The following is a 26,072-nucleotide window of genomic DNA, read 5'->3' as shown; positions in this document are numbered from 1 at the left end:
CAAGCCCGGTCGCGGTTACTTCCACTCTGCAGCGGCCTGGTGGTCCTCGGCGATGGCTTCATGATGGCGGATGACCTCGCCGATGATGAAATTCAGGAACTTCTCCGCAAACGCGGGATCGAGGTGTGCATCTTCGGCCAGCCGCCGGAGACGGGCGATCTGGGCGGATTCCCGGCCCGGATCCCCGGCGGGGAGCCGGTGCGCGGCCTTGAGGAAGCCCACTTTCTGGGTGGCCTTGAACCGCTCGGCCAGGAGGTACACCAGGGTCGCATCAATGTTGTCAATGCTGGAGCGGATGGACAGCAGTTCCGCCATCACCGAGTTGTCCACCTGGCCTGCCAGCGAACTCGCGGCGGCATCGTAGGTGTCGGTGTCGGGAACATCATGGTTTTGCTGCGTCATGGTCCAAGTCTATGGGCAGCCGCGGAAATCCCTCCGGTGTTAAGCGGCGGACGGACACCCCGCCTGGTGGGGCGGGATGTCCGTCCGGTGGTGCCGCGACCGTGGGGCCGCTGGCGGTGTCGCTGCTGGTGACTACTGGGCCAGCAGCGCCCGGTGCGCTTCCCGGCGTCGAGCCTGTTCGTCCGGATCAGGGACCGGCAGCGAGGCAATCAGCCGTTTGGTGTAATCATGCTGCGGTGCGCCCATCACCTGGCTGCCGATGCCCTGCTCCACCAGCTTGCCCTTGTACAGGACGCCCACCCACTGCGACAGGATGTCCACCACCGCGAGGTCGTGGCTGATGAACAGCGCCGCAAACCCGAACTCGGCCTGGATTTCCTTGAAGAGTTCCAAGACCTTTGCCTGCACTGAAACGTCCAGGGCCGACGTCGGCTCGTCAGCGATGAGCAGCCGCGGGTTCAGGATCAGCGCCCTCGCCAGCGACGCCCGCTGGCGCTGCCCTCCGGACAGCTCGTGCGGGTACCTTTCAGCGTACGACGCCGGCAGCTGCACCGATTCGAGCAGCTCGGCAACGCGTTTGCGCGCCTGCGCCGGGCTCGGGTTGGTGTGGATGATCATGGGTTCCGCTACGCAGTCGCCGATGGTCAGCTGGGGGTTGAAGGAGGCGGCGGGATCCTGGAACACAAAGCCAATATCCTTCCGGAGGGGCTTGAAGGTCCGCTCTTTGAGGTTCAGCATCTCGTAGCCAAGTACCTTCAGGCTGCCGCCCGTGGTCCGGTTCAGGCCGGCGATGGCCCGGCCGATGGTGGTTTTTCCTGAGCCGGATTCGCCCACCAGTCCAAAGACTTCGCCCTGGGACACGGTGAAGCTGACCCCGTCCACGGCTTTGAAGGCCGGAGTTCCCAGCCTGCCGGGGTATTCGATGGTCAGGTTCGTTGCCTCCACCAGCACCGGCGAGCCCTGGTGGGCGCGTTCCCGGAGGCCCTCCGACGCCGAGTTCCGGCCCAGGTGGGGCACGGCGGCCAGCAGCTTCTTGGTGTAGTCCTGTTTGGGTTCAGCGAACAGCACCCGCGCCGGCGCCTCCTCCACCACATCCCCCTGGTACATCACCACAACGCGGTCCGCGAGGTCGGCCACCACTCCCATGTTGTGGGTGATCAGCACGATCGAGGTGCCGTACTTGTCCCGAAGGTCCCGGAGCAGCTCCAGGATTTCGGCTTGGACGGTGACATCCAGGGCCGTGGTGGGTTCATCGGCCACAATCAGTCCCGGGTTCAGGGCAAGCGCGGCGGCGATCACCACGCGTTGCTTCTGGCCGCCGGAGAACTGGTGAGGATAGTAGTTGACCCGGTGTTCCGGATCCGGGATCCCCACTTTGCGCAGCGCCTCAATGGCACGGGCCTTGGCATCCCTGGCCGAGACGCGCTTCCCGCCGGGACCGCCGGCGTGGGCACGGATGCCCTCGGCAATCTGCCAGCCCACGGTGAAGACCGGGTTCAGGGCCGTGGAGGGCTCCTGGAACACCATGGCCACATCGCGGCCGCGGATCTGCCTCAGCTTCGAGGCGCTGACGCTGATCACGTTGTTCCCGTTGATCAGGACGGCGCCCCCACTGGTAGCGGTCTCCGGCAGCAGCCCAAGGATGGTTTTCGCGGTCACAGTCTTCCCGGAGCCGGATTCGCCCACGATGGCCAGGACTTCGCCGGAGCGGACATCCAGGCTCACGTCCTTTACGGCGTAGACGTCTCCGCCGTCGGTGGCGAAGGTGACTTTGAGGTGGTCGATTTCCAGGACGGGCTGGTCCGCCGGCCTGGACTGGTCAGATACCGAACCAATATTGATGGTCACAGTCCTCTCACATCCGCTGAGATGGCGGCCTGCGCGGCGGCCGGCGAGTCCGGCTTGCCCTTGCTGCCCGCTGCCTTGCGTCCGCGCAGGCGCGGATCGTTCAGGTCATTGATGCTTTCACCCACGAGGGTGAGGCCAACCACCGTCAGGACGATGGCTATGCCTGGGAAGACGCCGGTCCACCAGATGCCGGAGGAGGCATCGGACATCGCCTTATTCAGGTCGAAACCCCATTCAGCGGCCGAGCTGGGCTCGATGCCGAAGCCCAGGAAGCCCAGGCCTGCCAAGGTGAGGATGGCTTCTGAGGCGTTGAGCGTGAAAATCAGTGGTAGTGTCCGCGTCGCGTTGGCGAAAATGTGCCGGCTGATGATCCTGGCGCTCGAGGCGCCAACAACCTGGGCTGATTCCACAAACGGTTCAGCCTTGAGCCGTATGGTTTCAGCGCGGATCACGCGGAAGTACTGCGGCACAAACACTGCAGTGATGGCGAACCCGCAGGCGAGGATTCCGCCCCAGAATCCAGACTGTCCCTTGTTGATTGCAATCGACATGACGATGGCCACAAGGAGTGTCGGGAAGGCGTAAATTGCGTCAGCAATGACCACCAGCACGCGATCCAACCAGCCGCCGACGTAGCCGCTCACCAGTCCGAGGAATACCCCGAGGAAGATGGACATCAGCACGGCTGCAACAATCACCGCCATGGCTGTCTGCGATCCCCAGATCACCCGGGACAGGACGTCGTAGCCGCCCACTGTTGTTCCCAATAGATGCTTGCCACCGGGTTCGGCCTGCGCCGGGAACGAACCGGCGTCGTCGGAAATCTGGGAATAGCCGTAGGGTGCCAGCAACGGCGCGAAGACGGCCGCCACCACAAAAACAGCGCAAAGCACGACGCCGATCAGCAGCATGGTGCGCTGCACGCCAACGCTTTGGCGGATGTGGGAGGAGACCGGGAGCCTGTCCAGCAAGGACTTCTTTTTCGGTTCCAATGTTGTGGTGGCCATCAGTACCTCACCCGCGGATCAATCAGGGCAGCGGCAATATCCACTGCGAAATTGGTGACCGCCACAATGACGGCCAGCAGCATAACGATTCCTTGGACGGCCACAAAGTCACGTGCAGTGAGGTACTGCGCCAACTGATAGCCCAGGCCCTTCCACTCGAAGGTGCTTTCGGTCAGCACCGCACCGCCGAGCAGCAGTGCAATCTGCAGACCCATCACCGTGATGATGGGGATCAGTGCCGGCTTGTAGGCATGCTTTGTCACCAGGCGGTATTCGCTGACTCCGCGGGACCGGCCTGCCTCAACATAGTCCTTGCCCAGCGTGCCGATCACGTTGGTGCGGACCAGGCGGAGGAAGACGCCGGCCGTCAGAAGACCCAGCGCGACGGCCGGAAGGACTGCATGGTGGACGACGTCGCCAAAGGCTGCCAGATTGCCGCTGCGAAGGGCGTCCAGCCAGTAGACGCCAGTGGGCGCTGCCAGCCTGCCCATCGCCAATTCCGTAGTAGTGGAAGCACGGCCGGCCACCGGGAACCAACCCAGGCCCACAGAAAAAGTCAGCTTCAACAGCAATCCGGCAAAGAAGACAGGGGTGGCATAGCAAAGGATGGCGAACATGCGCAGGAAAGCGTCTGGAACCTTGTCGCGTTTGTGGGCTGCAAACATTCCCAGCGGAATGCCTACCAGCAGCGCCACCACAAGGGCGTTGATGCTCAGTTCCAAGGTGGCGGCACCAAATTTGGCAAGCATCTCGACAACGGGCCGGCCATCTGAAATGGTCCGGCCGAAGTTGCCGGTGGCGATGTTGCCAAGGTACTCGATGTACTGAATGAAGAGGTTCCGGTCGTAGCCTGCCTGGTGTACCAAGGCGTCAATTTGTTCTTGCGGGAGGCGTCCGCCCTGCGCCGCCGTAATGGGATCACCGGTGATCCTCATCAGAAAGAAGACCAGGGTAACGAGGATGAAAATTGTCGGGAAAATGAGCAGGAAGCGAATCAGGATGTACTTCCCGAGGCCACCTCCCGCGGACTTGGATGTGGGGGCCGCAACCGTAGGCGGCGGCGCATCAATCAATGTGGCCATGCTGTCCCTGCTTGGTTTGATCTAGAAATTGTGGAGCCAACACGTAGGAGGCAGGGCCGTCCGGCCCTACCTCCTCACGCGGGTTAGTTCGGTGTTGCTTGGAACCAGGTCGCTACTTGGAAACGGTGCCGAGCCGGAACTTGAACGACGCATCCAGGGTGGAATCCACGCCCTTCACATTGGTCCCTGAAACGGCCACCTGGGCACCCTGCAGCAACGGCAGAGTGGAGATGTCCTTGGCAAGCAGGTTCTGGACCTCTTGGATTGTCTTCTCACGTTCAGCCTTGTCTGCGGTGACCAGCTGCTTGGCGACAAGCGTTTCGACCTCAGGGTTTGAGTAGTGGTTGTTCATGAAGCCACCGCCCACAAAGAAGGGTGTCAGGTAGTTGTCCGCGTCGCTGAAGTCCGGGAACCAGCCAAGCTGGAAGACGGGGTAGCTGTCCTTCTTGGACGCCGAGTTATACGTGACCCACTCGGTGGACTGCAGATCCACCGTGAACAGTCCGCTCTTCTCCAACTGGTCCTTGACCATGGCGTATTCGTCACCGGATGACTTGCCGTAGTGGTCGGGGTTGTACTGCAGCTTGATGGTCACGGGGCCTGTGATACCGGCGTCGGCCATGACCTTCTTGGCCTTGTCCACGCTGGGTTTGCCGGAGCCATCCCCGTACGCCAGCTTGAAGGATTCGTTGGCGCCTACGAAACCGGAGGGTACGTTGGACCACATCGGCAAGTAGGTGCCCTTGTAGACCTGGTCCGAAATGGCTTGGCGGTCGATGACGTTGGCAGCGGCCTGCCGGACGGCAAGCGCCTTCTTCGGGTCAGCTTCCGGAGCCTTGGCGCCGTACGGCATGGTGTCGAAATTGAAGACGATGTACCGCATCTCGCCGCCGGGACCGACGTGGACCTTGACGTTGGAGTCCTTCTTGAGGTCGTCGATGTCCGTGGCGCTCAGGCTGCGGTTGGCAACATCGATCTGGCCGCCCTTGACCTCCAACTTCATGTTGGTCTGGTCGGTGTAGTACTTGATGGTGGCCCCTGCGTTGGCCGGCTTGCCTAGTACGCCCTTGTAGTCGGGCCATGCCTTCAGGCTGACCAGTGTGTTCTTGCTGAAGGAGTCAATGACGTATTGGCCGTGGAAGGCGTTGGCCTTGACAATTTCCTCGTCACTGAGGAGCTTGTCTGCCGGGAAGACTTCATCGTCAACGATCGGAGCGGCCGGGCTGGTCAGAATCTGCGGGAACGTTTGGTCGTTCGCCTTCTTCAGTGTGAAAACCACAGTGCTGGCATCAGGGGTAGCAATGGACTCGATGTTGGTCAGCAATGATGCCGGTCCGTTGGGATCGTTGATGGCAACCTGGCGATCAAAGGAGAACTTGACGTCTTTGGAATCAAGCACGTGTCCATTGGCCCATTTGAGGTCGCTCTTAAGCTTGACCGTGAATTCGGTGGGCTTGGTGAACGAGGACGATTCGGCCAGGTCCGGCACGGGATCGGCGCCACCAGGTTTGGAGTTCAACAAGAACGAGTAAATCTGGTTCATCACCATAAACGAACCGTTATCGTACGAGCCCGCCGGGTCCAGTGCGGTGACTTTGTCTGTGGTTCCGTACGCAATGACGCTGCTTGCATTCTCCGATGCTGTACTGCCACCGCCGCCACCGGTTGGGCCCGTGCAGGCCGTCAATGCGAAGGTGGAAACGCCTGCGAGCGCGATTGCGTTCCGCAGGGCTTTAGTGCTCTTGGTCATCTGTGAACTTTCTGTTCGATGAGTACGCGCTCGCCGCCCGCTAATGGGTGTCTTGGCTTGAGCGGGCAGCGCGCTGTCCTGATGCCTAGATTCAACCAGACGCCGGACTCATCAACCGGCTGTTTTGTGAGTTGAGACACAAAATTTACCTGACCAGGGTAAATTTGCTCCGCCTCAGAGCTCCGCGCGCTGCAACGACCGGGCAGCGTCGATGGTGGCCTGGCCCAGGACGCGGCTCCCCTGGTAGAGGACCACCGTCTGGCCGGGCGCCACACCGCGCAGCGGATCGATCAAGGTGACTAGCAGCTGGGGTGCATCCTCGCCGGGCAGCATGCGCGCGGTTGCCGGCACGGGGTCCCCGTGGGCGCGGACCTGGGCGTAGCAGTCAAACTCGGCGCCCGTTTCGATTTCCGCGATGGGCAGGCCGGCCCACGAGACCTTGATGCCGCGGATCTCGTCAATTGCCAGCAGTGCCTGCGGCCCTACCACCACCTTGTTTTCCTTGGGCCGGATCTCCAGGACGAACCTGGGCTTGCCGTCCGCTGCGGGCGTGCCGAGCTTCAGGCCGCGGCGCTGGCCCACGGTGAACGCGTTGGCTCCCGGGTGCTCCCCCACCTTCGTGCCGGTCTCATCCACGATGTCGCCGGTGGTCATGTCGATCTTCTCGGCGAGCCAGCCTGCAGTGTCGCCGTCGGGAATGAAGCAGATGTCGTGGCTGTCGGGCTTGTTGGCCACCGACAGCCCCCGGCGCTCAGCCTCGGCCCGCACCTCAGCTTTGGAAGGCGTGTCCGCCAGCGGGAACATGGAGTGCTTGAGCTGCTCGTGGGTCAGGACGCCCAGAACATAGCTCTGGTCCTTGGCCCAGTCCGCGGCCCGGTGAAGTTCGGGGTTGCCGTCGGCGTCCATGATGACCTTGGCGTAATGCCCGGTGCAGACCGCGTCAAAGCCCAGGGCGATGGCCTTCTCCAGCAGGGCAGCAAATTTGATCCGCTCATTGCAGCGCATGCAGGGGTTGGGGGTTCGGCCGGCAGCATACTCATCGATGAAGTCCTGGACCACGTCTTCCTTGAAGCGCTCCGAGAAATCCCAGACGTAATACGGAATACCCAGCACATCGCAAGCCCGCCACGCATCGCGCGAGTCCTCGATGGTGCAGCAGCCGCGGCTGCCCGTCCGCAGGGTGCCGGGCATCCTGGACAGCGCAAGGTGAACGCCGACGACGTCGTGCCCGGCTTCAACGGCACGTGCTGCGGCAACGGCGGAGTCGACGCCACCGCTCATGGCTGCTAGAACTCGCATGCTGGCTTTCTTTAGGGTTCGGGGGATGCCGGCAGGGGGCGGCTGCCATTCAACCGGCGGCCGCAGGAATAGCACAATGCCTGCCGCACCATTGTATCGCCACGCCGAATCCTCCCCAAAAGACCCTTGACCGCGCCGGCCGTCCACTCTAAAGTCAGGATTAACGGTTTTAGACTTCGAGCACGCACCAGCGGGAATCAGGCGGACATGGCTGAGGACATTGCTAACGCGGGGGACATCGTGATTGCCGGCGGCGGACTGGCCGGGGCCACCGCTGCCAGGACCCTGCGGGCGGAAGGGTTCGCCGGCCCGGTGACGATCATCGGCGCAGAGCGCCATCATCCCTATCTGCGCCCGCCGCTGTCCAAGGAGTATCTGCTGGGCAAGGCCGCAGAGGACGACGTTCCGGTGGTGCCGCCAGGCTGGTACGCGGAGAACGACGTCGGCCTCCGCCTGGGTGCCCGCGTCACGGGCATCCGGCCGGACGCCAGGACGGTGGAGCTGGACGACGGCAGCACGCTGGCATACGGTTCCCTGCTGCTCGCCACCGGGGCGACGCCCCGCACCCTGCGCCTACCCGGAAGCGACCTGGCGGGCGTGTCAACGTTCCGCACGCTGGATGACAGCCGGCGGCTGCGCAGCCGCCTCGCGGCGGGTGGCATGAACGTGGTGATGATCGGCTCCGGCTGGATCGGCATGGAACTTGCTGCGGCTGCCGCCACGTACGGCAACAACGTCACCCTCCTCGGCCTGGAAGACATCCCTTTGGCTTCGGCCATCGGTCCTGACCTCGGACGGTTTTTCCGCGGACTCCACGAAGCCAACGGTGTGAGCTTCCGGCTTCCGGCCTCAGCGCGGGAACTCACCGGCGCCGGCGGGGCTGTCACCGGGGTGATCACCGACTCCGGGGAAGTGCTCCCGGCGGACATCGTGGTCATCGCCGTTGGTGTGGTTCCCGAGACCGGTCTCGCCCAGGCGGCCGGCCTGGCCCTGGACAACGGCATCCTTACGGACGCCTCCCTGCGGACCAGCGCGCCCGGCATTTTTGCCGCCGGCGACATCGCCAACGCCCTGCACCCCTTCACCGGCCAGCACCACCGCAGCGAGCACTGGTCCAACGCCCTGAACGGCGGAAAGGTGGCCGCCAGGGCCATGCTCGGGCAGGACGCCGTCCTGAGCACTATCCCCTATTTCTACACCGACCAGTACGACGTCAGCATGGAGTACTCCGGCTTCCCGGCGCTGGCGGCGGGCGCTGAGCCGGTGATCCGGGGGTCGCTGGAGGACAAGGAGTTCATCGCGTTCTGGCAGCAGGATTCCAGGGTGGTGGCCGGGATGAGCGTCAGCTGGCCGCGAAAGCCACAGCCCGGCGCGCAGAAGACCATCAAGGCCCTCATTTCGGCCAGAACGCCCGTCTCAGCGGAGCGTCTGGCTGACAGCTCCGCTGGACTTGATCAGCTCCTGCCGGAGGACGTCTGACGCGCTACCGTTCCCGCAGTTTGGATCGAGGATTCATGCCCGGCCATCCCTGCCTGGCGGGCGCGCTGGTACGCGCCGGGGAGGGCCGCCAGCAAAGCATCCACGTCCGCGTCGGTTGAGGCGTGTCCCAGGGTGAAGCGCTGCGCGCCGCGGGCTGTGGCCTCATCCAGCCCCATGGCCAGCAGCACGTGGGACGGGCGCGGGACACCGGCTGTGCAGGCTGATCCCGTGGAGGATTCCACCCCCGCCAGGTCCAAGAGGAACAGCAGCGAATCACCTTCGCAGCCAGGGAACGTGAAATGCGCATTGCCGGGCAGCCGTCCGTCCCCCGAGGCGCCGCGGAGCATAGCTTCGGGCACCCGCTCAATGACGCCGTCGATGAGCCTGTCCCGCAGTGCCGCGATCCTCGCGGACTCGGCCGCAAGATGTGTTGTGGCGGCTTCCGCGGCCGCTGCGAAGGCGGCGATGGAAGCCGTGTCCAGCGTCCCGGAGCGCACGTCGCGTTCCTGGCCGCCACCGTGCTGCACCGGGGTCAGCTTGACGGCCCGCCCCAACAGGAGGGCGCCGACACCCACCGGCCCGCCGATCTTGTGCCCGGAAACGGACATGGCGTCCAGTCCAGAGGCCTTGAAATCCACCGGCAACGAGCCGAACGCCTGCACCGCATCCGAATGAACTGGCACCCCGATGGCGTGCGCCAGCTCCACAATCCTGGGCACCGGCTGGATGGTGCCCACCTCGTTGTTGGCCCATATAACCGTCACGAGCGCAATGGTCCCAGGGTCCCGGGCAAGCTCTTCGGCGAGGACGTCCAGGTCCACCACGCCCTCACTGTCCACGGGAAGCCACGTGACGGCGGCGCCCTCGTGCCGCTCCAGCCATGCCACTGTGTCCAGCACGGCATGATGCTCGACCGCGGAGCAGAGGATGCGTCGCCGTGCCGGGTCCTCGCCGGAACGGGCCCAGTACAGGCCCTTGACGGCAAGGTTGTCCGACTCAGTGCCGCCGGACGTAAAGATGACCTCGGAGGGATGGGCGCCAGCCGCCGTCGCGATGGTCTCCCTGGCGTCCTCCACGGAGCGGCGGGCACGGCGGCCCGAGCCGTGCAGGGACGACGGGTTGCCGGTGCGGGACAGTTCCCGGGTCAGGGCTGCCAGCGCCTCGGCAGAGAGTGGCGTGGTGGCTGCATGATCGAGGTAGACGGGCACGCCTCAATTCTAGCGGCGCCCACGGGTGCGCATCCGCGGCCCTGGCTCATCAGGCGTCAGGGCGGGGTGATCCTGGCACAGCACTGGCCCCGCACGCTGTTTGGCGCCACGCGCTCCTCCGGCTCACCGCACGCCGCTGCCGCGCCCTGCAGAAATGACCCGTTCATGGCGCAGACCACGTCCGGGTGCTCTTCCGAGAGCCGACGGAACGGGCAGTTCACCAGCACGAAGCCGCCCGCACCGTCGGGCCGGGGCTCGTAGCCTTCTCCAGCAAGGAAGTCCGCCAGGCTTGCGGCGCCGGAGGCCAGCACCTGGCCCTTGCCGTACGACGTGGCCAGCAGGGAATCGCCCACCGCGCCGCCGGTCGCTGCGGAATGCTCGATCACTGCGACCAACAGCTCAGCGGCGAGATCATAGTTGCGGTCAGGCACGGAGGCGCCGACCTCGCTTGCTGCCTGCCGGTACATTTTCGCCGGCCTACCGGAGCCCGGACCCGACTTCCCGGCAGCCTTGTGGAATTCCACCGCCAGGAGTCCGTCCTGGACCAGCCTGTCGAGGTGAAAGGATGCCGTGCTCCGTGGCAGACCGAGGGCCAGCGCGGCGTCATCGCGCCCGACTGCCGCATCCGAGGCGGCAATCAGCTCAAAGAGCTGCCGGCGCTTCTCGTCGCCCAATGACGCGACGGCCGCCATGCGGCGGCCCCACGGAGGTCTGCGCACCCAGTGCCCCTCACTCTAAAAACAACATCCATTGCTTAATGGTGCCGATCTTTCTAAAATAATGATAGCTACTTTTAGAAGGAGTCCACCATGACAACCAACGCGAAAATCAACGCAGGCGGTCGGTTTCAGGCAACGGCACCGGACCGGCAGGCGTTCTTCCTGCTGCGCACCGTCTTCACCGTCGCACCGATTCTCTTCGGTCTGGACAAGTTCACCAACATCCTGGCCGACTGAACCATCTACCTCGCGCCGGTTGCCAGCTCCGTGGTGCCGGTGTCGGCGCAGACCTTTATGTACATCGTCGGTGTCGTGGAGATCATCGCCGGCATTGCGGTAGCGGTCCGTCCCCGGTTCGATTCCCTGCTGCGCGCTTGCCCTTAACCGCCTTTCCCCCGCCGGGTCCTGGCGCAGGCACGTGGTAACTGGCGCGGCTAATTCGACGGCGGGACCACCAGGAGGCGTTCTGCGACGTCGGCCCGGGCGGCAGCCAGTGTGGCGTCGTCCGGGCAGGCCACGGAAATGTAGACCGATGATGCGGCGGCACCGAACACCCGGGCCATAAGGGCCGTGGACCTGACGCCCGGTTGGCCGGGTCTCTCCAGCACCAGCACTTCGGCCAACGGCCCCGGCTTGCCAGGCTCACCGCCCCACCGCAGCGTCGCGGTCTTCAGATATCCGGGCAGGATGCTTGGATCCAGGTACGTGAAGAGGCCAACAGTTGACTCCTTGTCGTCCTGGAGCGCCAGCGGGGTCTGGTTTGTGCGGACCTTGGCCGCCACCAGGCAGCCGTCGGCCTTCAGGTACTGGCTCTCACCGGCCACGTTCTGCTTGACCTGCTGCCAGCCGGGTGCTTCCTTGAGACCGTCGGAGATCCCCACGGGCACCCCGGCGGCCAGTGAACCGCCAGCGGAGAAGGCCATATCCTTGGCCGCCACCGCTTCTGCGTCGTGGCCGGGGGTGATGGTGGGGGTGGCGAGTGCGGTGACGGTTGGCACTACTTTTAGGGCGGCCGGATCGGGCACGCCAACACTGCAGCCTCCCAGTACTGTGACGCCAAGCAGCGCCCCCGCCACGAGTACAGCCGCCGCCTGTGCCTTCACGTCCACCCCAATATGCTCGCCCCGGACGGCCAGCCTGCCGTCACCTCAAAAGAGTCTAGACGCCGGCCACGGGAACCACTGAGGCCTGCGCAGACGTTGTGTGGGCAGGCCGTAAACTGGGGCCCACCGGGCTGCCTGCCATGGACTGGCCAGACGACAAAAAGGATGAGTGCTTGACCGAGAGCAGCAGCTCCTACTACGAGGTGCTCCGTGTCGCCGTGACAGCCACCGACAAGGAGATCAAGGTGGCCTACCGCCGGGCCGCGCGAAAGGCCCATCCTGACCATGGCGGGGACGCCGCTGCCTTCCGGCAGGTGACGGCAGCATACGAAACCCTGAGAGACCCCACGCGCCGGAAGGCCTACGACCGCTCGTATGCCACAGGGACTGCCCGCAACACCGACGATTCCGCCGCGGGACCGCATTTTGATGCGCCAGCGGCGGGCAGCCATGCCTCGGCCACCGTGCACAGGACCACCACGCCCCGGAATACCGCCGGCGACCCGCCCCTGTACGTCCCGCCCTACGATGCTGCGGCCTTCGAGGCGTCCGGAACGGTGCCGCTCATCCCGTTCGCCCAGGCTGGCCAGCAGGTCCACGGGATGCCGCGAAAACGGGGTATTTTTGGCGCCGAGGCCCGGATCCAGCGCGAACTGCGCACCGTGCAGCTCATCACCCGCCAGGTCCTCCCCGCGATTCCCGCGGCCCGGCTGGTAAATGGCCTGCAGTCCCCCGCCGATAGCAGCCACATCGACCACGCACTCCTGTCCGGCTACCGGCTGGCGCTGATCGGGTCCATGCTGTTGCCAAAGGGCGCCTACGCCTGGGACGGACAGACGCTGAACCACGGCGGACGTTCCATCGCGCCGCCGCAACTGGCCCACGTGGTCCGGGCCATGCAGGACATCTTCCCGGAACTGAACGTCACCGGCTGGACAGTCATCCACAGCGCCGACGGCAACCTCCACGAACCCGTCATCGACCGCCACCGGCGAATAGCTGGCACCTCCGACACCCTCCAGGTGGTGAACGCGGCAGGCCTGGTCCGGGGCCTCAAGCACTTCCTCTCCTCCGGCCCCGCGCCCAACACCGTCAATGTGTCCGTGCTGGCCAGGCTGCTTCGCGGCATGCACTGAGCTGTTGCGTGCGCTGAGCTGCCGGCGCATGGGTTGCATGCACTGAACCGTCAGCCCGGATTGGTTGACTAGGATTGGACGGTGTTCCGAATCCTCTTCCACGCCCCCGAAATCCCCGGCAACACCGGCAATGCGATCAGGCTGGCAGCCATTACCGGCGCCGAACTGCACCTGGTTGAACCCCTCGGCTTTGATTTCTCCGACGCCAAGCTCCGGCGCGCCGGCCTGGACTACCACGACCTCGCCGTCGTCACCGTCCACAAAAGCATCGAGGATGCCTGGCGCGAACTGCAGCCGGAGCGTGTGTACGCGTTCACCTCGGACGGCACCGCCAGCTATGCGGACATCGCCTACCGCCCCGGCGATGTGCTGATGTTCGGACGGGAATCAGTAGGCCTGCCTGAACACCTCAAGAGCGATCCGCATGTCACGGCCACCGTGCGGCTTCCCATGCTGCCGTCCCTGCGTTCGCTGAACCTGGCCAATGCGGCGTCCATTGCTGTCTACGAGGCCTGGCGCCAGCAGGGTTTTTCCGGCGCCCAGATCTGAGCGCCCGCGGCCCATCCGCAGGGCTGCCCGCACCGAATCACTCCTGACAGCAATTCCAGGGCGAGGAAGGAGCGGCAGGTGACACTGCTAGCGACGAGGCGGCCGGCGGCGCCGGCTTCCCCCTCTACCAGGGACAGCACCGGCCGCGATGCTCAGGTTTCACCGCCCGGCGACCTATGCTGGGTAGTGATGGAAACTCCCAACGTGCCAAACTCCGAGGCCCCGGCCGCAGACACAGCCTCACCGGCGGATCTCAGCCATCGCTTGGCCGGGCTGCTCGCCCGCATAGCCGGCGGCGACCAGGCCGCGTTTGCCGAGTTCTACCAATTGACATCGCGCAGGGTGTTCGGCATGGCGCGGCGAGTGCTCGTCGATCCCGAACTCAGTGAAGACACGACGCAGGAGGTTTTCCTCCAGGTATGGCAGAACGCCGCGAAGTTCAACCCGGAAGCAGGCAGTCCGCTCTCGTGGCTGATGACCATTTCGCACCGCCGGGCCGTGGACAAGGTCCGTTCCTCACAATCGGCCACCGACCGTGAGGCCAAGTACGGCGCCAGCAGCCAGGACGTGGACCACGACTCCGTCTCCGCCGAGGTTGACAGCAAGCTCGAGGCCGAGGCGGTGGTCCGGTGCCTGGAAACGCTGACCGATACACAACAGGAATCCGTGCGGCTGGCCTACTACGGCGGCCTCACCTACCGCGAAGTCGCGGAAAAGCTAAACGCAGCAGTACCCACCATCAAGTCCCGCATCCGCGACGGACTGATCCGCTTGAAGACCTGTCTGGGGGTGAGTTGAGATGACAGAAATGAATAGTCAGGGAGGCACCCGCCGTCCCGGCTCGTTCGGAACTGAGATCGCCGCCGATCTGGATTCCGGGCGGGCCGTAGACCTCGCCGAGCTCTATGCGCTGGACGCGATCAGCGATGCCGAACGCGCCGCCATTGACCGCTACATCTCCGCCGCGTCCGACGCCGAGCGCACGTCCTTCCTTGAGCGTGTCCGCCAGGCCAGGGAGACCCTCGCGACGTCCTTTACGGCTGAGGCGGAGCCGCCGGCGGATCTTTTCGCCCGCGTCGTGTCGCAGTTGCCGTTTCTCACGCAGCTGCCAGCCGGTGGGCCCACCGAAGTCATGGCTGCGCCTGCCGCGCCGGCCGCACAGCCGCCGGCAGAAGCCCTGGATGAGCTCGCCGCGGCCAGGGTCCGCAGGGAAGAACGACGCCGCCCTACCGGCGCCCGCCGCTGGCTCACCGCAGTGGCAGCCGCCGCCGTGATTGCCCTCGGTGGCGTTGGCGTGGGCGCCTACATCACCGACCAGAACGATCCCCTGAACCAAGTGGTCCGGGCCGACGACGTCCGTGAGGCCTCCGTTCCCGTCTCCGCCGGCGGCACCGCCACAGTGCTGATTTCGTCATCGAAGGATGCCGTGGTGGTCAAGATGAACGGTGTACCCGCGCCGCCCGCCGGCAAGGTCTACCAGATGTGGCTGATCCCGAAGGACGGCTCGGCACCGGTTTCCCAAGGCCTGATGGACGAAGCAGCCCTGTCGAAGCCTGCCGTGGTGAAGGGCATTGCGTCCGCTGCGGCGCTCGGCATTACCGTGGAGCCGGTTGGCGGTTCGGCCACCCCAACGTTCCCCACCGTGGCTGCCGCACCTTTGGGCGCCTGAGTGAACCCCTCGAGTTTTTGCCCCGTTCCCCGGAGTTCTTGTCCAGATAATGTGCTTCAAACGGCGTTTAGGGCACGTTATTGGGACAAAAACTCACGGGGGCAGGCTCAGAGAAGCCTGACGTCCTAGAAGCCGGCGATGGTCCCGGCACCGTTGACGGCGACCACGTGGAAGGCTTCGGCGCTGCGGCCCTCGGAAAAGCCCGCACGCCGTGCATTCACGTGCAAGCCGTTCCGCACCGCTGCTTCCATGGCCGTGACGTCAGGATGCTGGCTCACGTGCACGTGGATCGCGTCGAGCTTGGCGTCGACGTGTTCGGTGACATCCACAAAGTGGTTCTCCCGCTCCTCCGGCCCGGCATAGAGCCACAGCCACGGCAGCTTGTACGCCGCGAGTCCTGCCTCAGCCAACTCCGGATAGGCGAACGGGTTTTCGACTGCAGGGTAGACAGCCCGGGTCACAGCCTCCCCCACGGCAAGGTGGTCCGGGTGGCTCTTCTGGAGGCGGCTCCAGTTCCGCTCCGGATGCATGGCAAGCACGACGTCGGGACGGATTTCCCGGATCAGCTTCACCACACCTTTCATCACCTCGTGCGTCGATTCCAGGTAGCCGTCGCGCTCATGGAGGTAGTGGATGTCAGTCACACCCACGAGTTCGGCGGCCCTGCGCTGCTCGGCCGCCCTGAGGGCGATGATCTCCGCCCGGTGCGCCGGGTCGAAGCCGCCCGCGTCGCCGTCGGTCATGATGCAGTAGCTGACCGGGATTCCCGCGGCCGTCCAGGCGGCGATGGTGCCGGCCGCACCGAAGTCGATGTCGTCCGGGTGGGCGGCGAAACAGAGCACCCGCCCAATCCGGTGGATGTCCGGGTTGAACGGGCTCTGTGCTGCAGCAGCGGAGTGGGCCAAGGTCAGCCTTTTCGCTTCTTGATTTCTTCGGTGGCCTGCGGAAGGACGTCGAAGAGGTCCCCGATGATGCCAAAATCGGCGATGTCGAAGATCGGCGACTCGGCGTCTTTGTTCACGGCCACGATGACTTTGGCTGTCTGCATCCCGGCTTTCTGCTGGATGGCACCGGAAATACCGGCGGAGATGTAGAGCTGGGGGGATACGGTCTTGCCGGTCTGGCCCACCTGGGCATCGTGGCTGATCCAGCCGGCGTCCGTGGCTGCACGGGAGGCGCCGACGGCAGCACCGAGGGCGTCCGCAAGCTGCTCCACGGGGCCGAAGTCGCCGTCCACTCCGCGTCCGCCGGCCACCACGATGCGGGCGTCCGACAGATCAGGGCGGCCGCTGGCCACCTTCTGCTCGCGGGCGGTGATGCGGGCCGCCGTGGCCGTGCCGTCCGCCGGCACTTCGACGGTTGACGTCTCCGGGGCGGAAGCAACGGATGCCGGCTCCGGAGTGACATTGTTGGCCTTCACCGTCAGCACGGAAACCGCCGTAGTGGTCCTGGCAGCGGTGGTGTAGGAACCCGCGAGGACCGACTTGTGCGCTGTACCGTCGGCGTCGACCGCCACAACGTCAGTGATGACGCCGGCATTGAGCCGGATGCCGAGCCGCGCCGCGATCTCTTTGCCCTCGGGCGAGTTGTCCAGAAGGACCGTGCCGGCACCGGCGGCACCGGCGGCGGCCGCGAGATAAGCTGCCTTCGCCGAGACAAGGTAGTCATCCAGGTCCTGGGCGGAGGGCCGGAAAACGGCGCTGACGCCGTATTCGGCGAGCGTGGCCGAAACATCCTGATGCAGATCGCCGTTCAGGGCAACAGCGGTCTCTCCGAGGGAACGTCCCAGGGTGAGCAGTTCGAGAATGCTCTTCTTCAGGGCATCGCCGGGGTTGTCAATGAATACGAGTACGTTTGCCATGTCTGTGATCCCTCTTAGAGCATCTTCTGGGCGGCCAGGAAGTCGACGAGCTTGATGCCGGCATCGCCTTCGTCGGTGATGATGGTTCCGGCGGTGCGCGGCGGGCGTTCCTCGGCTGCGGTCACAGTGGTCCAGGAGCCGGCGTGGCCCACGTGCGCGGGATCAACTCCGATGTCTGACAGCGACAGCGTGGTGATGCTCTTGCGCTTGGCCGCGATAATGCCCTTGAAGTTGGGGTAGCGCGGTTCGTTGATCTGGTCCGTCACGGATACCACCGCGGGCAGCGAAGCCTCGACGGTCTCCGAGTAGGTGTCGGCGTCGCGGCGCGCGGTGAGCCGCCCGCCGTCGACCGTCAGCGAGGACGCAAAGGTGACCTGCGGCAGGCCGAGGCGCTCGGCGAGCTGGGCCGGGACCAGTGACGTTTCGCCGTCGGTGGATGCCATACCGGTGAGGACAAGGTCCACCGGAGCGCCGGTGCCGAGGTGGCGGATGGCGGCTGCGAGCGCGAGCGAGGTGGCGGCGGCGTCTGAGCCGGCCAGCGCACTGTCCGTGAGGTGCACTCCTTCGGTGGCGCCCATCTGGAGTGACTTCTTCACCGCGTTCACCGCACCGGAAGCGCCCATGCTCAGCGCAATGACCTGGTTGCCGGCTTTGGCGCCACCGCGGGCCTCCGCCAGCTGCAAAGCGGCCTCCAGCGCGTATTCGTCCAGCTCCGAAAGGATGCTTTCGTCACGGTCCGTGGTGTAACCCTCGCCGGTGAGGTGACGGTCAAACTGTGCGTCCGGTACATGCTTGACCAGGACGATGATCTTCAATGTCTCTTCCACTGTATTTACAGCAGCCTTCCATGCTTGTGGACAGCCAGCCGGATGGGGTCATGGCCTCGGAACGCCCGGGGTACGGGTAGATCCTAGCTAACCATATAGCCGTCCCCCGTTGCCGTCCCGTTAACGCCTGTGTCACGGGCCTGCCCGGCGCGCACGGGAACACGTACGACGGCGGCGATCACCTTTGGTGACCTCCGCCGTCGTCCGCGTTTATGGTTTGCCGTGCGTTCTGCTGATCAAGCCCTACTGGTCCGCTGCGGTGCCGAGCGTGACGTTGAACGTCTGTTCCTGGCCGTTGCGCAGGACCGTGAGCTTGACGGTGGAGCCGCCGGCCTGCTCGCGGACGGCCGCGGTCAGCTGGTTGGGCTCGCTGATGACCAGGTCATTGAACTTGGTCACCACATCGCCCACCTTGATGCCTGCCTTGGCCGCCGCTGAGTTTGCCTCGACCGTGGCCACGTCAGCCCCGACGGAGAACCCTGACGTCGTCCCGCTGGAGGACTTGTCCTTGACGCTGACACCCAGCTGGCCGTGGGACGCCTTGCCCGTGTCGATGATCTCCTGCGCCACGCGCTTGGCGTGGTTGATGGGGATGCTGAAGCCCACACCGATGTTGCCGCTCGACGCGGAATCGGAGCCGGCGGACGCGATGGCCACGTTGACGCCGATGATTTCGCCCTTGCTGTTGACCAGGGCACCACCGGAGTTGCCGGGGTTGATGGCGGCATCCGTCTGGATCACGTTGATGGAGATGGACCCCTGGTTCGCGGTGCTTTGGCCCTGGCCACCGTTGGGCGGGGCGAACTGGAAGCCCTGATCTCCGTCCTGGGAAGTGTCGCCTTCCTTGGGTGCTGCCGATGAGGCAACACTGATGGTCCGGTTCAGCGTTGAGACGATGCCGTCGGTGACGGTGCCTGTGAGGCCAAGCGGGGAGCCGATCGCGATGGCCGTGTCACCCACGTTGAGTTTGCCGGAGTCTCCGAGGATGGCAGGGGTGAGCCCGGAAGCGTCGTCCACCTTGATGACCGCCAGGTCAGAAAGGGGGTCGGTGCCCACCAGTGTGGCCTTGAGGACCTTGCCCGCACTGGTGCGGACCTCCAGGGCTGCGTTGGCGCTCTGGCCATCCAGGGTCACCACGTGGGTATTGGTCAGGATGTGGCCCTGGTCGTCCAGGACGATGCCCGAGCCGGTCCCGCCGGAGCTACCGCTGGAAGCGCTGATGGTCACGACGCTGGGGGAAGCCTTCAGTGCGGCCGCCGTGATGGCGTTGACATCGTCCTTGTTGTTAACAATCACGGTCTCAGGCTGGCTGTTGCTGCTCGCCGCCGACGGCGAGCCGTCGTTGAAGAGGTTGCCCGAACCGACTGTCGCTACGCCGCCACCCACGAGGCCGGCGGCAAGGATGCTGGCCACCAGGGTGCCGACGCCGAACGAGGCTTTCCGGCGGGGCGCGTCGGCCGGGTGCGGGGCAGCGTTGTACTGGCCCGAAGCGTACGGGCCTGTGTTGAACTGGCCCGGGCCGTTCTGGCCCGTGGCGCCGCCGGGCGCGGCCGAATGCGCTCCGCGCTGGGCGTACTGGTGGCCGGGAGCCTGTTGGCCCGGCGACTGCTGGCTCGGTGTCTGCTGGCCGTAGAACGGCTCGCGGGGAGGATAAACCGGTCGGGGTGCACCCGGCAGCGGCTGGGTGGGGTTCTCGGGTGCCACGGAGCGGTCCAGCTGCTCGGTCGGATTAGCCTGACCGACAGCGTCGCTCCGGTCCTCCGCAGAGTTCTGCCCGGCATCCGTGTTCTCATCAGGATGCCGGTTCGCAGGCGCTGCACCCGGCGTTGGGTTCTCAGTCATTGGACTTCCTTTCATCCTCGTCTGCATTAACTATGTACCGTCTGGCTGGAACTGTGGCGAACGTAGGCTGGGAGGTTACTGTGAGACCGAATTCCGCTGCCACCAGGCTCTCCCGAGGGTTTCGCTGGTGGCATATTCGCCGCTGTGGACGCACCAAGAGGTGCACCATAGAATCAAAAGGAAATGCCACAGCGACCTGCGGCTTTACACCACGCGTGGGGGCGCTGCTGCATTCTGAGACGCTCATTCGTCCCGAATCGGTGTCAGGCGTGCTGAAGGGTTGCACATGCGGTCAAAGTTCAAACGTATCCTCGCCGTGATCGGCCTGACCGGGCTGCTCGCGGTTCCTGCCGGCGCGGCCTGGGCTGAAGACCCGGTGACTCTGGACCCGGTGACGAAAATTGTCGATACCGCCGGGGTCCTGGGCGGTGACAAAGCCAAGGTTGAGGCCGCCATCAAGAAGCTGGGGACCGACCACGCCACCGTGCTGCACGTGGTCACCGTCAAGAAGTTCGAAAACCCGACTGATCGGGAGGCCTGGACCGACGAAGTTGCCCAAAAGGCCAGCCTGGGACCCAACGCCTTGATTTTCGCGGTTGCCACCGACACCCGGCAGTACAACCTGAACAAGCCCGGCAACAGTAAGATCACCGCTGCCCAAATCGAAAACATCAAGAGCAGCGCCATCGGCCCGCCGTTGGCGGACAGCAACTACGCCCAGGCGGCAATCAACGCCGCGGCGGCCATCGGCGATGCCGCGGGCGGCGGCAGTGGCAATCTTCCCTCAGAAAACGGAGCGGGCACCGCAGTCCTCGTGGGGACCGGTATTGCAGCCGCCGGTGGAGCCGGCGCTTACCTTTACTTCCGCAACAAGCGCAAGAAGGCAGCCCTGGCGTCCAGCGCCAGCTACGGTCCGCAGGGCGCCGAGCTCGATCCGCTGGCTTCACTCAGCATCGAGGAGCTCCGTCGCAAGAGCGGCTCCCTGATCATCGAGGCCGACGACGCCATCAAGTCCAGCGAACAGGAACTCGGCTTCGCGGAGGCCCAGTACGGCGACGCCGCGGTGGGAAACTTCACCAAGGCCCTGGCCGAAGCCAAAGCCCACATGTCCGAATCCTTCAAGCTCCAGCAGCAGCTTGACGACCACATCCCGGACACGGAAGAACAGCAGCGCAGCTGGCTCGGCGAAATCATCCGCCGTTCAGAGGCGGCGCTCGGCTCGCTCCAGGAGCAGAAGGCCGACTTCGACTCGCTCCGCGAGCTCGAGAAGAACGCCCCGCAGGCACTGGCAGCCATCAGCGCCGGAGCGCAGGAAGCCGATGCCAAGATCGCCAGCGCCGAACAGTCACTGACAGCCTTGCGCGCCAAGTACGCGGACAGCGCGCTGGTGCAGGTCGCTGACAACATCACCCAGGCCAAGGAACGGCTGGCCTTTGTGCAAAATGCCACGGCCACCGCCCAGGAGAAGCTCACCGAAGGCGAGGGCAGCCTCGCCGCGGTCGCCGTGCGGGCGTCTGAAGAGAGCCTGCACCAGACCAACGTTCTGCTGGACGCCATCGCCAAGGTGTCAACCAGCCTGGACGAGGCCCGCAACGGACTGGAGGCGGCCGTCGCCGAAACCTCCCAGGACCTCGCGCAGGCGAAGGCCATGATCCAGTCCGGCGAACACCCCGAACTCGCCGGCCCGGTCGCCGGCGTTGAGGCCGCTCTGGGCCAGGTCAAAGCCGAAATCCAGGGCGGGAAAATCGATCCCATCGCCACCCTGCAGCGCGTCGAAACAGCACACCAGGCACTGGACCAGTCCCTCACCGGCATCCGGAACCAGCAGGACCAGGCCCGCCGCGCGCAGGCGTCGCTGCAGCAGACCATCATGTCGGCGCAGGCGCAGATCAGTGCCACTTCGGACTACATCACCGCCCGTCGTGGCGGCGTAGGCACCGAGGCCCGCACGCGGCTCGCCGAGTCCCAGCGGAACCTCGACTACGCACTGTCCATCTCGCGCAACGATCCCGTCACCGCGCTGACTTACGCCCAGCAGGCCCATGCCCTTGCGGCCCAGGCAGCGCAGCTCGCCCAGGCTGACGTCGACAACTTTGGTGGCTACGCCAACCAGGGCTTCGGCGGCGGGGGCATGTTCGGCGGGCGCGGCGGAGGCGGCGGCGGCCTCGGGGGCGCCATCCTTGGCGGTATCCTCATCAACTCCATCCTCAACGGCGGCAGCGGCGGAGGCTGGGGTGGAGGCCACAGTGACGGCGGCGGCTGGGGCGGTGACTCCGGCGGCGGCGATATGGGCGGCGGCTGGGGCGGCGATTCCGGCGGCGGCGGGGACTTCTGATCCGACAAAGGCTAGACGCCGACAGAACGACCCTGCCGGCGAAAAGAAGCGGTACAACAACTGTTCACTGATCTCAGTGGCCACCATTGAGCAGGACGAAAGGTAACACCATGGTTAAGCAGTCCATTTTCGGCCGGATCGCGCAGCTGGCAAAGGCAAACATCAACACTTTGCTGGACAACGCTGAGGATCCGCAGAAGATGCTGGACCAGATGGTCCGGGACTACACAAACAGCATTGCGGAGGCTGAGTCCGCGGTAGCCCAGACCATCGGCAACCTGCGTATGCTCCAGGATGACTACCGCGAGGACATCAAGAATGCCCAGGACTGGGGCAACAAGGCCCTCGCCGCGTCTCGCAAGGCTGACGAATACCGCAGCGCCGGCGACAGCGTAGACGCCGAGAAGTTCGACAACCTCGCGAAGGTAGCGCTGCAGCGCCAGATGTCCGCGGAAAGCGAGGCCAAGGGTGCTGAGCCGAGCATCGCCTCGCAGACCGAGGTAGTGGACAAGCTCAAGTCAGGCCTGGACCAGATGAAGGGCAAGCTCAACGAGCTGACCAGCAAGCGCAACGAGCTGGTTGCCCGCTCCAAGACAGCGGCGGCACAGTCCCAGGTGCACGATGCCATCAAGAGCATCGACTTCATGGATCCCACCAGCGAGGTTGGCCGCTTCGAAGAGAAGATCCGCCGTGAAGAGGCAAAGGTCCGCGGCCAGCAGGAGCTTTCAGCGTCGAGCCTGGACGCCCAGTTCAACCAGCTGGAAGACCTTGGCGAGCAGGTGGAAATCGAGGCACGCCTGGCGGCCCTGAAGTCCGGCGGCGCCAAACCTGCAATCGGTGCTTCCGGTGCGTCAGCCAGGTCTGAGTCCACGGTCGACGAAGCCGACTTCGACAAGCTGTAGCCAGCCGCGGCCGCCGCTGAGCGGGCCAGCCGGGGCCGGGGTTCATCACGAACCCCGGCCCTTGCCATGCCCGGACAGAACCCGCAACCGGCCGTGCGGATGCTGTCGCGGATGTGTAGCGTGGAGGCCATGGTCTCCCCCGCCGCATCCTCCATCGTCTGGCTCCGTGATGACCTTCGACTGGACGATAACCCCGCGCTGTCCCGCGCCGTCGAACTCGGCCTGCCGCTCACGCTGGTCTACATCCTCGATGAGGAATCCCCCGGAATCCGTCCCCTGGGAGGCGCGGCCCGCTGGTGGCTGCACCATTCACTGACGTCCCTGGCGGCGGCGCTTGCTGAAGCCGGTTCCACACTCACCCTCAGGCGTGGACCTGCCAGCCGCGTGATCCGGGACCTTGTTGCCGAAACCGGCGCGCAGCACGTGATGTGGAACCGCCGCTACGGCGGTCCCGAGCGGTCCCTGGACGCGGACATCAAGGCCTGGGCTGCGGAGAACGGCATCGAAGCCGCCAGCTTCCAGGCCAACCTGCTGTTCGAGCCGTGGACCATCACCACCGGCAGCGGCGGCCCCTACAGGGTGTTCACTCCCTACTGGCGGGCCTGCACGGCGGCCAGCGAGCCCCGTGAGCCACTGGATGCGCCGGCCGGCTTTCCCTCCCCCGCCATTGCCTGGTCGAAAAACAAGACGGGCAGCGACACGCTGGCCGAGTGGTCATTGCTGCCCGTGTCCCCGGACTGGAGCGGCGGACTGGCTGCAACCTGGGAACCCGGGGAGGCCGGAGCACACAGCAGGCTTGAGGACTTCCTGGACGGGCCCGCACAGGAGTACGGCACCGGGCGCGACATACCCGGGGTGGAAGGCACCTCCAGGCTGTCCCCCCACCTCCGTTTTGGTGAAATCAGCCCGTTCCGCGTCTGGCATGAGCTCCGCCGCCGCTTCCCCCGCGAGGCCACGCCCGACGTCGGGATCTTCCGGTCCGAACTGGGCTGGCGGGAGTTCTGCTGGCAGCTGCTATATGCCAATCCCCAGCTGGCTACCCGAAACTATCGGCCTGACTTCGACCGCTTCGAATGGCAGCAGCCCACCGCTGCGGAACTGGGCGCCTGGCAGCAGGGCCGGACCGGCTATCCGCTGGTGGATGCGGGGATGCGGCAGCTGTGGCAGACAGGCTGGATGCATAACCGGGTCAGGATGGCCGCGGCGTCCTTCCTCGTCAAGAACCTCCTCGCAGATTGGCGTATCGGCGAGGCCTGGTTCTGGGACACCCTGGTGGATGCCGATGCTGCCAGCAACCCCGCCAACTGGCAGTGGGTGGCAGGCTCAGGCGCCGACGCGTCCCCGTACTTCCGGATCTTCAATCCGGTGACGCAGAGCAAGAAGTTCGACGCCGAGGGCCGGTACCTTCGCGAGTTCATTCCGGAACTCGCCCAGTTGGACCGCAAGGCCATCCATGAACCGTGGAAGCAGCCCGATGTCCAGGGCTACCCCGCACCAGTGGTGGGGCTCCCCGAGTCCAGGGAGCGTGCGCTGGCCACCTACCAGAAGCTTCGGGAGGACCAGCAAGGCCAGGACAACGTTCCGGGCCCGGAAATCAGCGGCTGACTTTGCCCATCAGGGAGGCGATGGGACGAAGGAAGAGGGGACGGGCCAAGAACCAGGCTGCCACCATGGCTGCAACGGACGCGACAAAGACCCAGAATCCGAACCAGCCGGCGTCGTCGCTGCCGCCGTACATGTGGTTCAGGTTCCGCAGTGCACCGGTGGCGAGTACCAGGAAGACATGCACCACGATGAACGCCACGAAATAGATCATGACCGGGAAATGGATGGCCCGCGCGAGCTCAATGGGGTAGGCCTTGTTGAGGGCGGTGGCCTTCTTGGGCCAAGCGGAGGACGTCCGGATACCGGAGATAAAGGCGAGGGGTGCGGCGATGAAGACCGTGGCGAAATACGTCAGCAGCTGGAGCGCATTGTAGTTGACCCATCCGTTGTCGGTGGGCCAGTTCAACGAAGCATACTGAAGCGCTGCGGAGAGAGCATTGGGGATAACGTCCCAGCTGGTGGGCACGATCCGCATCCATTGGCCAGTGGCGAACAGCAGGACGGCGAACACCAGGCCGTTGAGGACCCAGAGCGCGTCCAGCGTCAGGTGCAGCCAAAGCTCCAAGGTGATCTTGGTGGGCGCGTTCTTGGTCTTGATCAGGCCCTTGTTGTTGCGCGTCCATTGGCCGCTGGGCCGCGTGGTGGTACGCACCTGCCAGCCGGTCCTGATGATGAGCAGCAGGAAGAAGCCGTTCAGGAAGTGCTGCCAGGCCAGCCACGCCGGGAATCCCACAGGCGCGCCGTCAGGCAGTTCCGAATGGCCCGGATAGTCAGCCAGGAACGAGGCCACCGCCGGAAGGCCGGTCATCCACTTGGCCAGCAGCACCACGAGCGCCAGCACTACGAGAGCGGCAGGAACACCCCAGTAGAGTCTGGACCGCTTGCTCGTCGAGGAGCCGGGCTTCTTCGTGGGTGTGGACATCGAACAACATTCCTCTCGAGAATGACTGACCAGGTGCTCAAATGGCTTTGCGAACGAGAATACTAGGAACCAGGTGTAATCGGGCAAAAGAAGACCCCGGCCGGCGTACTGCCGGTCGGGGTCTTCTACATGGTTGCGGGGACAGGATTTGAACCTGTGACCTCTGGGTTATGAGCCCAGCGAGCTACCGAACTGCTCCACCCCGCGTCGCAAGATCAACACTACCGTACTTTGGAGTAGGTAAAAACCAATCGGGATTGAGGGCCGCAATAACCCCGTTTTAGGGTCCTATAAAGTCCCAGCCTGCCCGGGTAAAGGACAAACTTGCTGGTACACCGATGACAGGCTCCGCAAGGCCTACCGGGCCCTTGGAACGACTCGGCCGAACCGGGACGCTCTTCACGTGTCTGGGCAAACGTACACACCGGACTGGACGTCGCCTCAAGGACCGACCGGATCGAAGGCTGAACGAACACCACCCAACTTATGCTCGTGCTGCGGACGCATCGTGGGATGTGGGTCGGTCC

23 protein-coding genes and 1 tRNA gene are annotated in these 26,072 nt (G+C 65.0%); 9 read left to right on the top strand and 15 right to left on the bottom strand.

Annotated elements, in window-relative coordinates; genetic code table 11:
• Nucleotides 1–15: 15 nt before the first annotated feature.
• From ACZYZ4_RS02355 to mnmA, 6 genes are all read right to left on the bottom strand, one after another.
• Nucleotides 16–402 (bottom strand): chorismate mutase, encoded by a 387-nt coding sequence (locus ACZYZ4_RS02355; protein WP_056343785.1) that lies wholly within the window; start codon nt 400–402, stop codon nt 16–18.
• Nucleotides 403–534: 132 nt separating this feature from the next.
• Nucleotides 535–2,250, bottom strand: coding sequence for an ABC transporter ATP-binding protein (locus ACZYZ4_RS02350; protein ID WP_463857800.1), 1,716 nt, complete (start codon nt 2,248–2,250; stop codon nt 535–537).
• Nucleotides 2,247–3,257, bottom strand: coding sequence for an ABC transporter permease (locus ACZYZ4_RS02345; protein ID WP_463857798.1), 1,011 nt, complete (start codon nt 3,255–3,257; stop codon nt 2,247–2,249). Before ACZYZ4_RS02345 ends, ACZYZ4_RS02350 begins: the two co-directional genes overlap by 4 nt.
• Entirely contained in the window at nt 3,257–4,339 is a 1,083-nt protein-coding gene (locus ACZYZ4_RS02340) for an ABC transporter permease (RefSeq protein WP_463857796.1), read from the bottom strand. Before ACZYZ4_RS02340 ends, ACZYZ4_RS02345 begins: the two co-directional genes overlap by 1 nt.
• A gap of 112 nt (nt 4,340–4,451) precedes the next feature.
• Entirely contained in the window at nt 4,452–6,089 is a 1,638-nt protein-coding gene (locus ACZYZ4_RS02335) for an ABC transporter substrate-binding protein (protein ID WP_463857794.1), read from the bottom strand.
• A 174-nt stretch (nt 6,090–6,263) separates the two neighbouring features.
• Nucleotides 6,264–7,388: a tRNA 2-thiouridine(34) synthase MnmA gene (mnmA, locus tag ACZYZ4_RS02330; protein WP_463857792.1), complete on the bottom strand. Its 1,125-nt coding sequence runs from the start codon at nt 7,386–7,388 to the stop codon at nt 6,264–6,266.
• Between the two features lie 207 nt (nt 7,389–7,595).
• On the opposite strand from mnmA, the gene ACZYZ4_RS02325 reads away from it, so the two are divergent.
• Nucleotides 7,596–8,867, top strand: coding sequence for an NAD(P)/FAD-dependent oxidoreductase (locus ACZYZ4_RS02325; protein ID WP_463857790.1), 1,272 nt, complete (start codon nt 7,596–7,598; stop codon nt 8,865–8,867).
• Here the strand turns inward: ACZYZ4_RS02325 and ACZYZ4_RS02320 are convergent.
• On the bottom strand, nt 8,843–10,075 hold the full coding sequence (locus ACZYZ4_RS02320) for a cysteine desulfurase family protein (RefSeq protein WP_463857788.1): 1,233 nt from the start codon (nt 10,073–10,075) through the stop codon (nt 8,843–8,845). The two genes, ACZYZ4_RS02325 and ACZYZ4_RS02320, sit on opposite strands and share 25 nt — an antisense overlap.
• A 56-nt stretch (nt 10,076–10,131) precedes the next feature.
• A complete protein-coding gene (locus ACZYZ4_RS02315) occupies nt 10,132–10,794 on the bottom strand; it encodes a helix-turn-helix transcriptional regulator (RefSeq protein ID WP_463857786.1) in 663 nt (220 codons plus the stop codon).
• A gap of 90 nt (nt 10,795–10,884) precedes the next feature.
• Between ACZYZ4_RS02315 and ACZYZ4_RS02310 the strand changes: the two genes are divergently transcribed.
• On the top strand, nt 10,885–11,031 hold the full coding sequence (locus tag ACZYZ4_RS02310) for a hypothetical protein (RefSeq protein ID WP_463857784.1): 147 nt from the start codon (nt 10,885–10,887) through the stop codon (nt 11,029–11,031).
• A gap of 197 nt (nt 11,032–11,228) precedes the next feature.
• On the opposite strand, the gene ACZYZ4_RS02305 is transcribed toward ACZYZ4_RS02310, so the two are convergent.
• The gene (locus ACZYZ4_RS02305) at nt 11,229–11,903 is read right to left on the bottom strand and encodes a hypothetical protein (protein ID WP_463857782.1); all 675 of its coding nucleotides are present in this window, start codon (nt 11,901–11,903) and stop codon (nt 11,229–11,231) included.
• Between the two features lie 167 nt (nt 11,904–12,070).
• Here ACZYZ4_RS02305 and ACZYZ4_RS02300 point away from each other — a divergent pair, with 167 nt between their 5' ends.
• The 4 genes from ACZYZ4_RS02300 (at nt 12,071) to ACZYZ4_RS02285 (ending at nt 15,251) form a co-directional block, all read left to right on the top strand.
• Complete coding sequence (locus ACZYZ4_RS02300) at nt 12,071–13,033, top strand: J domain-containing protein (RefSeq protein ID WP_463857780.1); 963 nt, start codon at nt 12,071–12,073, stop codon at nt 13,031–13,033.
• Nucleotides 13,034–13,114: 81 nt separating this feature from the next.
• Nucleotides 13,115–13,582, top strand: a complete 468-nt coding sequence (locus tag ACZYZ4_RS02295) for a tRNA (cytidine(34)-2'-O)-methyltransferase (RefSeq protein ID WP_463857778.1) — start codon at nt 13,115–13,117, stop codon at nt 13,580–13,582.
• Between the two features lie 189 nt (nt 13,583–13,771).
• Nucleotides 13,772–14,380, top strand: coding sequence for an ECF RNA polymerase sigma factor SigK (gene sigK, locus ACZYZ4_RS02290; RefSeq protein WP_463857776.1), 609 nt, complete (start codon nt 13,772–13,774; stop codon nt 14,378–14,380).
• Between the two features lies 1 nt (nt 14,381).
• Entirely contained in the window at nt 14,382–15,251 is an 870-nt protein-coding gene (locus ACZYZ4_RS02285) for an anti-sigma factor (protein WP_463857774.1), read from the top strand.
• 125 nt (nt 15,252–15,376) lie between these two features.
• On the opposite strand, the gene ACZYZ4_RS02280 is transcribed toward ACZYZ4_RS02285, so the two are convergent.
• The 4 genes from ACZYZ4_RS02280 to ACZYZ4_RS02265 form a co-directional block, all read right to left on the bottom strand.
• Nucleotides 15,377–16,156 carry a PIG-L deacetylase family protein gene (locus ACZYZ4_RS02280; protein WP_463857772.1) on the bottom strand — a complete coding sequence of 260 codons (780 nt, stop codon included), beginning with the start codon at nt 16,154–16,156 and terminating at the stop codon, nt 15,377–15,379.
• 2 nt (nt 16,157–16,158) lie between these two features.
• Complete coding sequence (locus ACZYZ4_RS02275) at nt 16,159–17,112, bottom strand: electron transfer flavoprotein subunit alpha/FixB family protein (RefSeq protein ID WP_463857770.1); 954 nt, start codon at nt 17,110–17,112, stop codon at nt 16,159–16,161.
• Between the two features lie 14 nt (nt 17,113–17,126).
• Nucleotides 17,127–17,927, bottom strand: a complete 801-nt coding sequence (locus tag ACZYZ4_RS02270) for an electron transfer flavoprotein subunit beta/FixA family protein (protein ID WP_463857905.1) — start codon at nt 17,925–17,927, stop codon at nt 17,127–17,129.
• 255 nt (nt 17,928–18,182) lie between these two features.
• Entirely contained in the window at nt 18,183–19,781 is a 1,599-nt protein-coding gene (locus tag ACZYZ4_RS02265) for a trypsin-like peptidase domain-containing protein (protein ID WP_463857768.1), read from the bottom strand.
• A gap of 286 nt (nt 19,782–20,067) precedes the next feature.
• Between ACZYZ4_RS02265 and ACZYZ4_RS02260 the strand changes: the two genes are divergently transcribed.
• From ACZYZ4_RS02260 to ACZYZ4_RS02250, 3 genes are all read left to right on the top strand, one after another.
• Complete coding sequence (locus tag ACZYZ4_RS02260; protein ID WP_463857767.1) at nt 20,068–22,116, top strand: TPM domain-containing protein; 2,049 nt, start codon at nt 20,068–20,070, stop codon at nt 22,114–22,116.
• 110 nt (nt 22,117–22,226) lie between these two features.
• Complete coding sequence (locus ACZYZ4_RS02255) at nt 22,227–23,018, top strand: PspA/IM30 family protein (protein ID WP_463857765.1); 792 nt, start codon at nt 22,227–22,229, stop codon at nt 23,016–23,018.
• A gap of 129 nt (nt 23,019–23,147) precedes the next feature.
• On the top strand, nt 23,148–24,623 hold the full coding sequence (locus ACZYZ4_RS02250; RefSeq protein ID WP_463857764.1) for a cryptochrome/photolyase family protein: 1,476 nt from the start codon (nt 23,148–23,150) through the stop codon (nt 24,621–24,623).
• On the opposite strand, the gene ACZYZ4_RS02245 is transcribed toward ACZYZ4_RS02250, so the two are convergent.
• Together ACZYZ4_RS02245 and ACZYZ4_RS02240 are read right to left on the bottom strand one after the other, a co-directional pair.
• Entirely contained in the window at nt 24,613–25,545 is a 933-nt protein-coding gene (locus tag ACZYZ4_RS02245) for a cytochrome b/b6 domain-containing protein (RefSeq protein ID WP_463857762.1), read from the bottom strand. The genes ACZYZ4_RS02250 and ACZYZ4_RS02245 overlap by 11 nt on opposite strands.
• A 130-nt stretch (nt 25,546–25,675) precedes the next feature.
• A tRNA-Met gene (locus tag ACZYZ4_RS02240) sits at nt 25,676–25,752 on the bottom strand.
• Nucleotides 25,753–26,072 lie beyond the last annotated feature (320 nt).

It is taken from the genome of Pseudarthrobacter adonitolis (assembly GCF_055412845.1).
This window is presented reverse-complemented; position numbering and strand designations above follow the sequence as displayed.

What these genes read in the sequence shown, in the direction of transcription:
- ACZYZ4_RS02265 (WP_463857768.1), bottom strand. Translation starts at nt 19,781, where the DNA reads ATGACTGAGAACCCAACGCCGGGTGCAGCGCCTGCGAACCGGCATCCT.
- ACZYZ4_RS02310 (WP_463857784.1), top strand. Translation starts at nt 10,885, where the DNA reads ATGACAACCAACGCGAAAATCAACGCAGGCGGTCGGTTTCAGGCAACG.
- ACZYZ4_RS02255 (WP_463857765.1), top strand. Translation starts at nt 22,227, where the DNA reads ATGGTTAAGCAGTCCATTTTCGGCCGGATCGCGCAGCTGGCAAAGGCA.
- ACZYZ4_RS02260 (WP_463857767.1), top strand. Translation starts at nt 20,068, where the DNA reads ATGCGGTCAAAGTTCAAACGTATCCTCGCCGTGATCGGCCTGACCGGG.
- sigK (WP_463857776.1), top strand. Translation starts at nt 13,772, where the DNA reads ATGGAAACTCCCAACGTGCCAAACTCCGAGGCCCCGGCCGCAGACACA.
- ACZYZ4_RS02355 (WP_056343785.1), bottom strand. Translation starts at nt 402, where the DNA reads ATGACGCAGCAAAACCATGATGTTCCCGACACCGACACCTACGATGCC.
- ACZYZ4_RS02285 (WP_463857774.1), top strand. Translation starts at nt 14,382, where the DNA reads ATGACAGAAATGAATAGTCAGGGAGGCACCCGCCGTCCCGGCTCGTTC.
- ACZYZ4_RS02275 (WP_463857770.1), bottom strand. Translation starts at nt 17,112, where the DNA reads ATGGCAAACGTACTCGTATTCATTGACAACCCCGGCGATGCCCTGAAG.
- ACZYZ4_RS02335 (WP_463857794.1), bottom strand. Translation starts at nt 6,089, where the DNA reads ATGACCAAGAGCACTAAAGCCCTGCGGAACGCAATCGCGCTCGCAGGC.
- ACZYZ4_RS02325 (WP_463857790.1), top strand. Translation starts at nt 7,596, where the DNA reads ATGGCTGAGGACATTGCTAACGCGGGGGACATCGTGATTGCCGGCGGC.
- ACZYZ4_RS02340 (WP_463857796.1), bottom strand. Translation starts at nt 4,339, where the DNA reads ATGGCCACATTGATTGATGCGCCGCCGCCTACGGTTGCGGCCCCCACA.
- ACZYZ4_RS02245 (WP_463857762.1), bottom strand. Translation starts at nt 25,545, where the DNA reads ATGTCCACACCCACGAAGAAGCCCGGCTCCTCGACGAGCAAGCGGTCC.
- ACZYZ4_RS02345 (WP_463857798.1), bottom strand. Translation starts at nt 3,257, where the DNA reads ATGGCCACCACAACATTGGAACCGAAAAAGAAGTCCTTGCTGGACAGG.
- mnmA (WP_463857792.1), bottom strand. Translation starts at nt 7,388, where the DNA reads ATGCGAGTTCTAGCAGCCATGAGCGGTGGCGTCGACTCCGCCGTTGCC.
- ACZYZ4_RS02250 (WP_463857764.1), top strand. Translation starts at nt 23,148, where the DNA reads ATGGTCTCCCCCGCCGCATCCTCCATCGTCTGGCTCCGTGATGACCTT.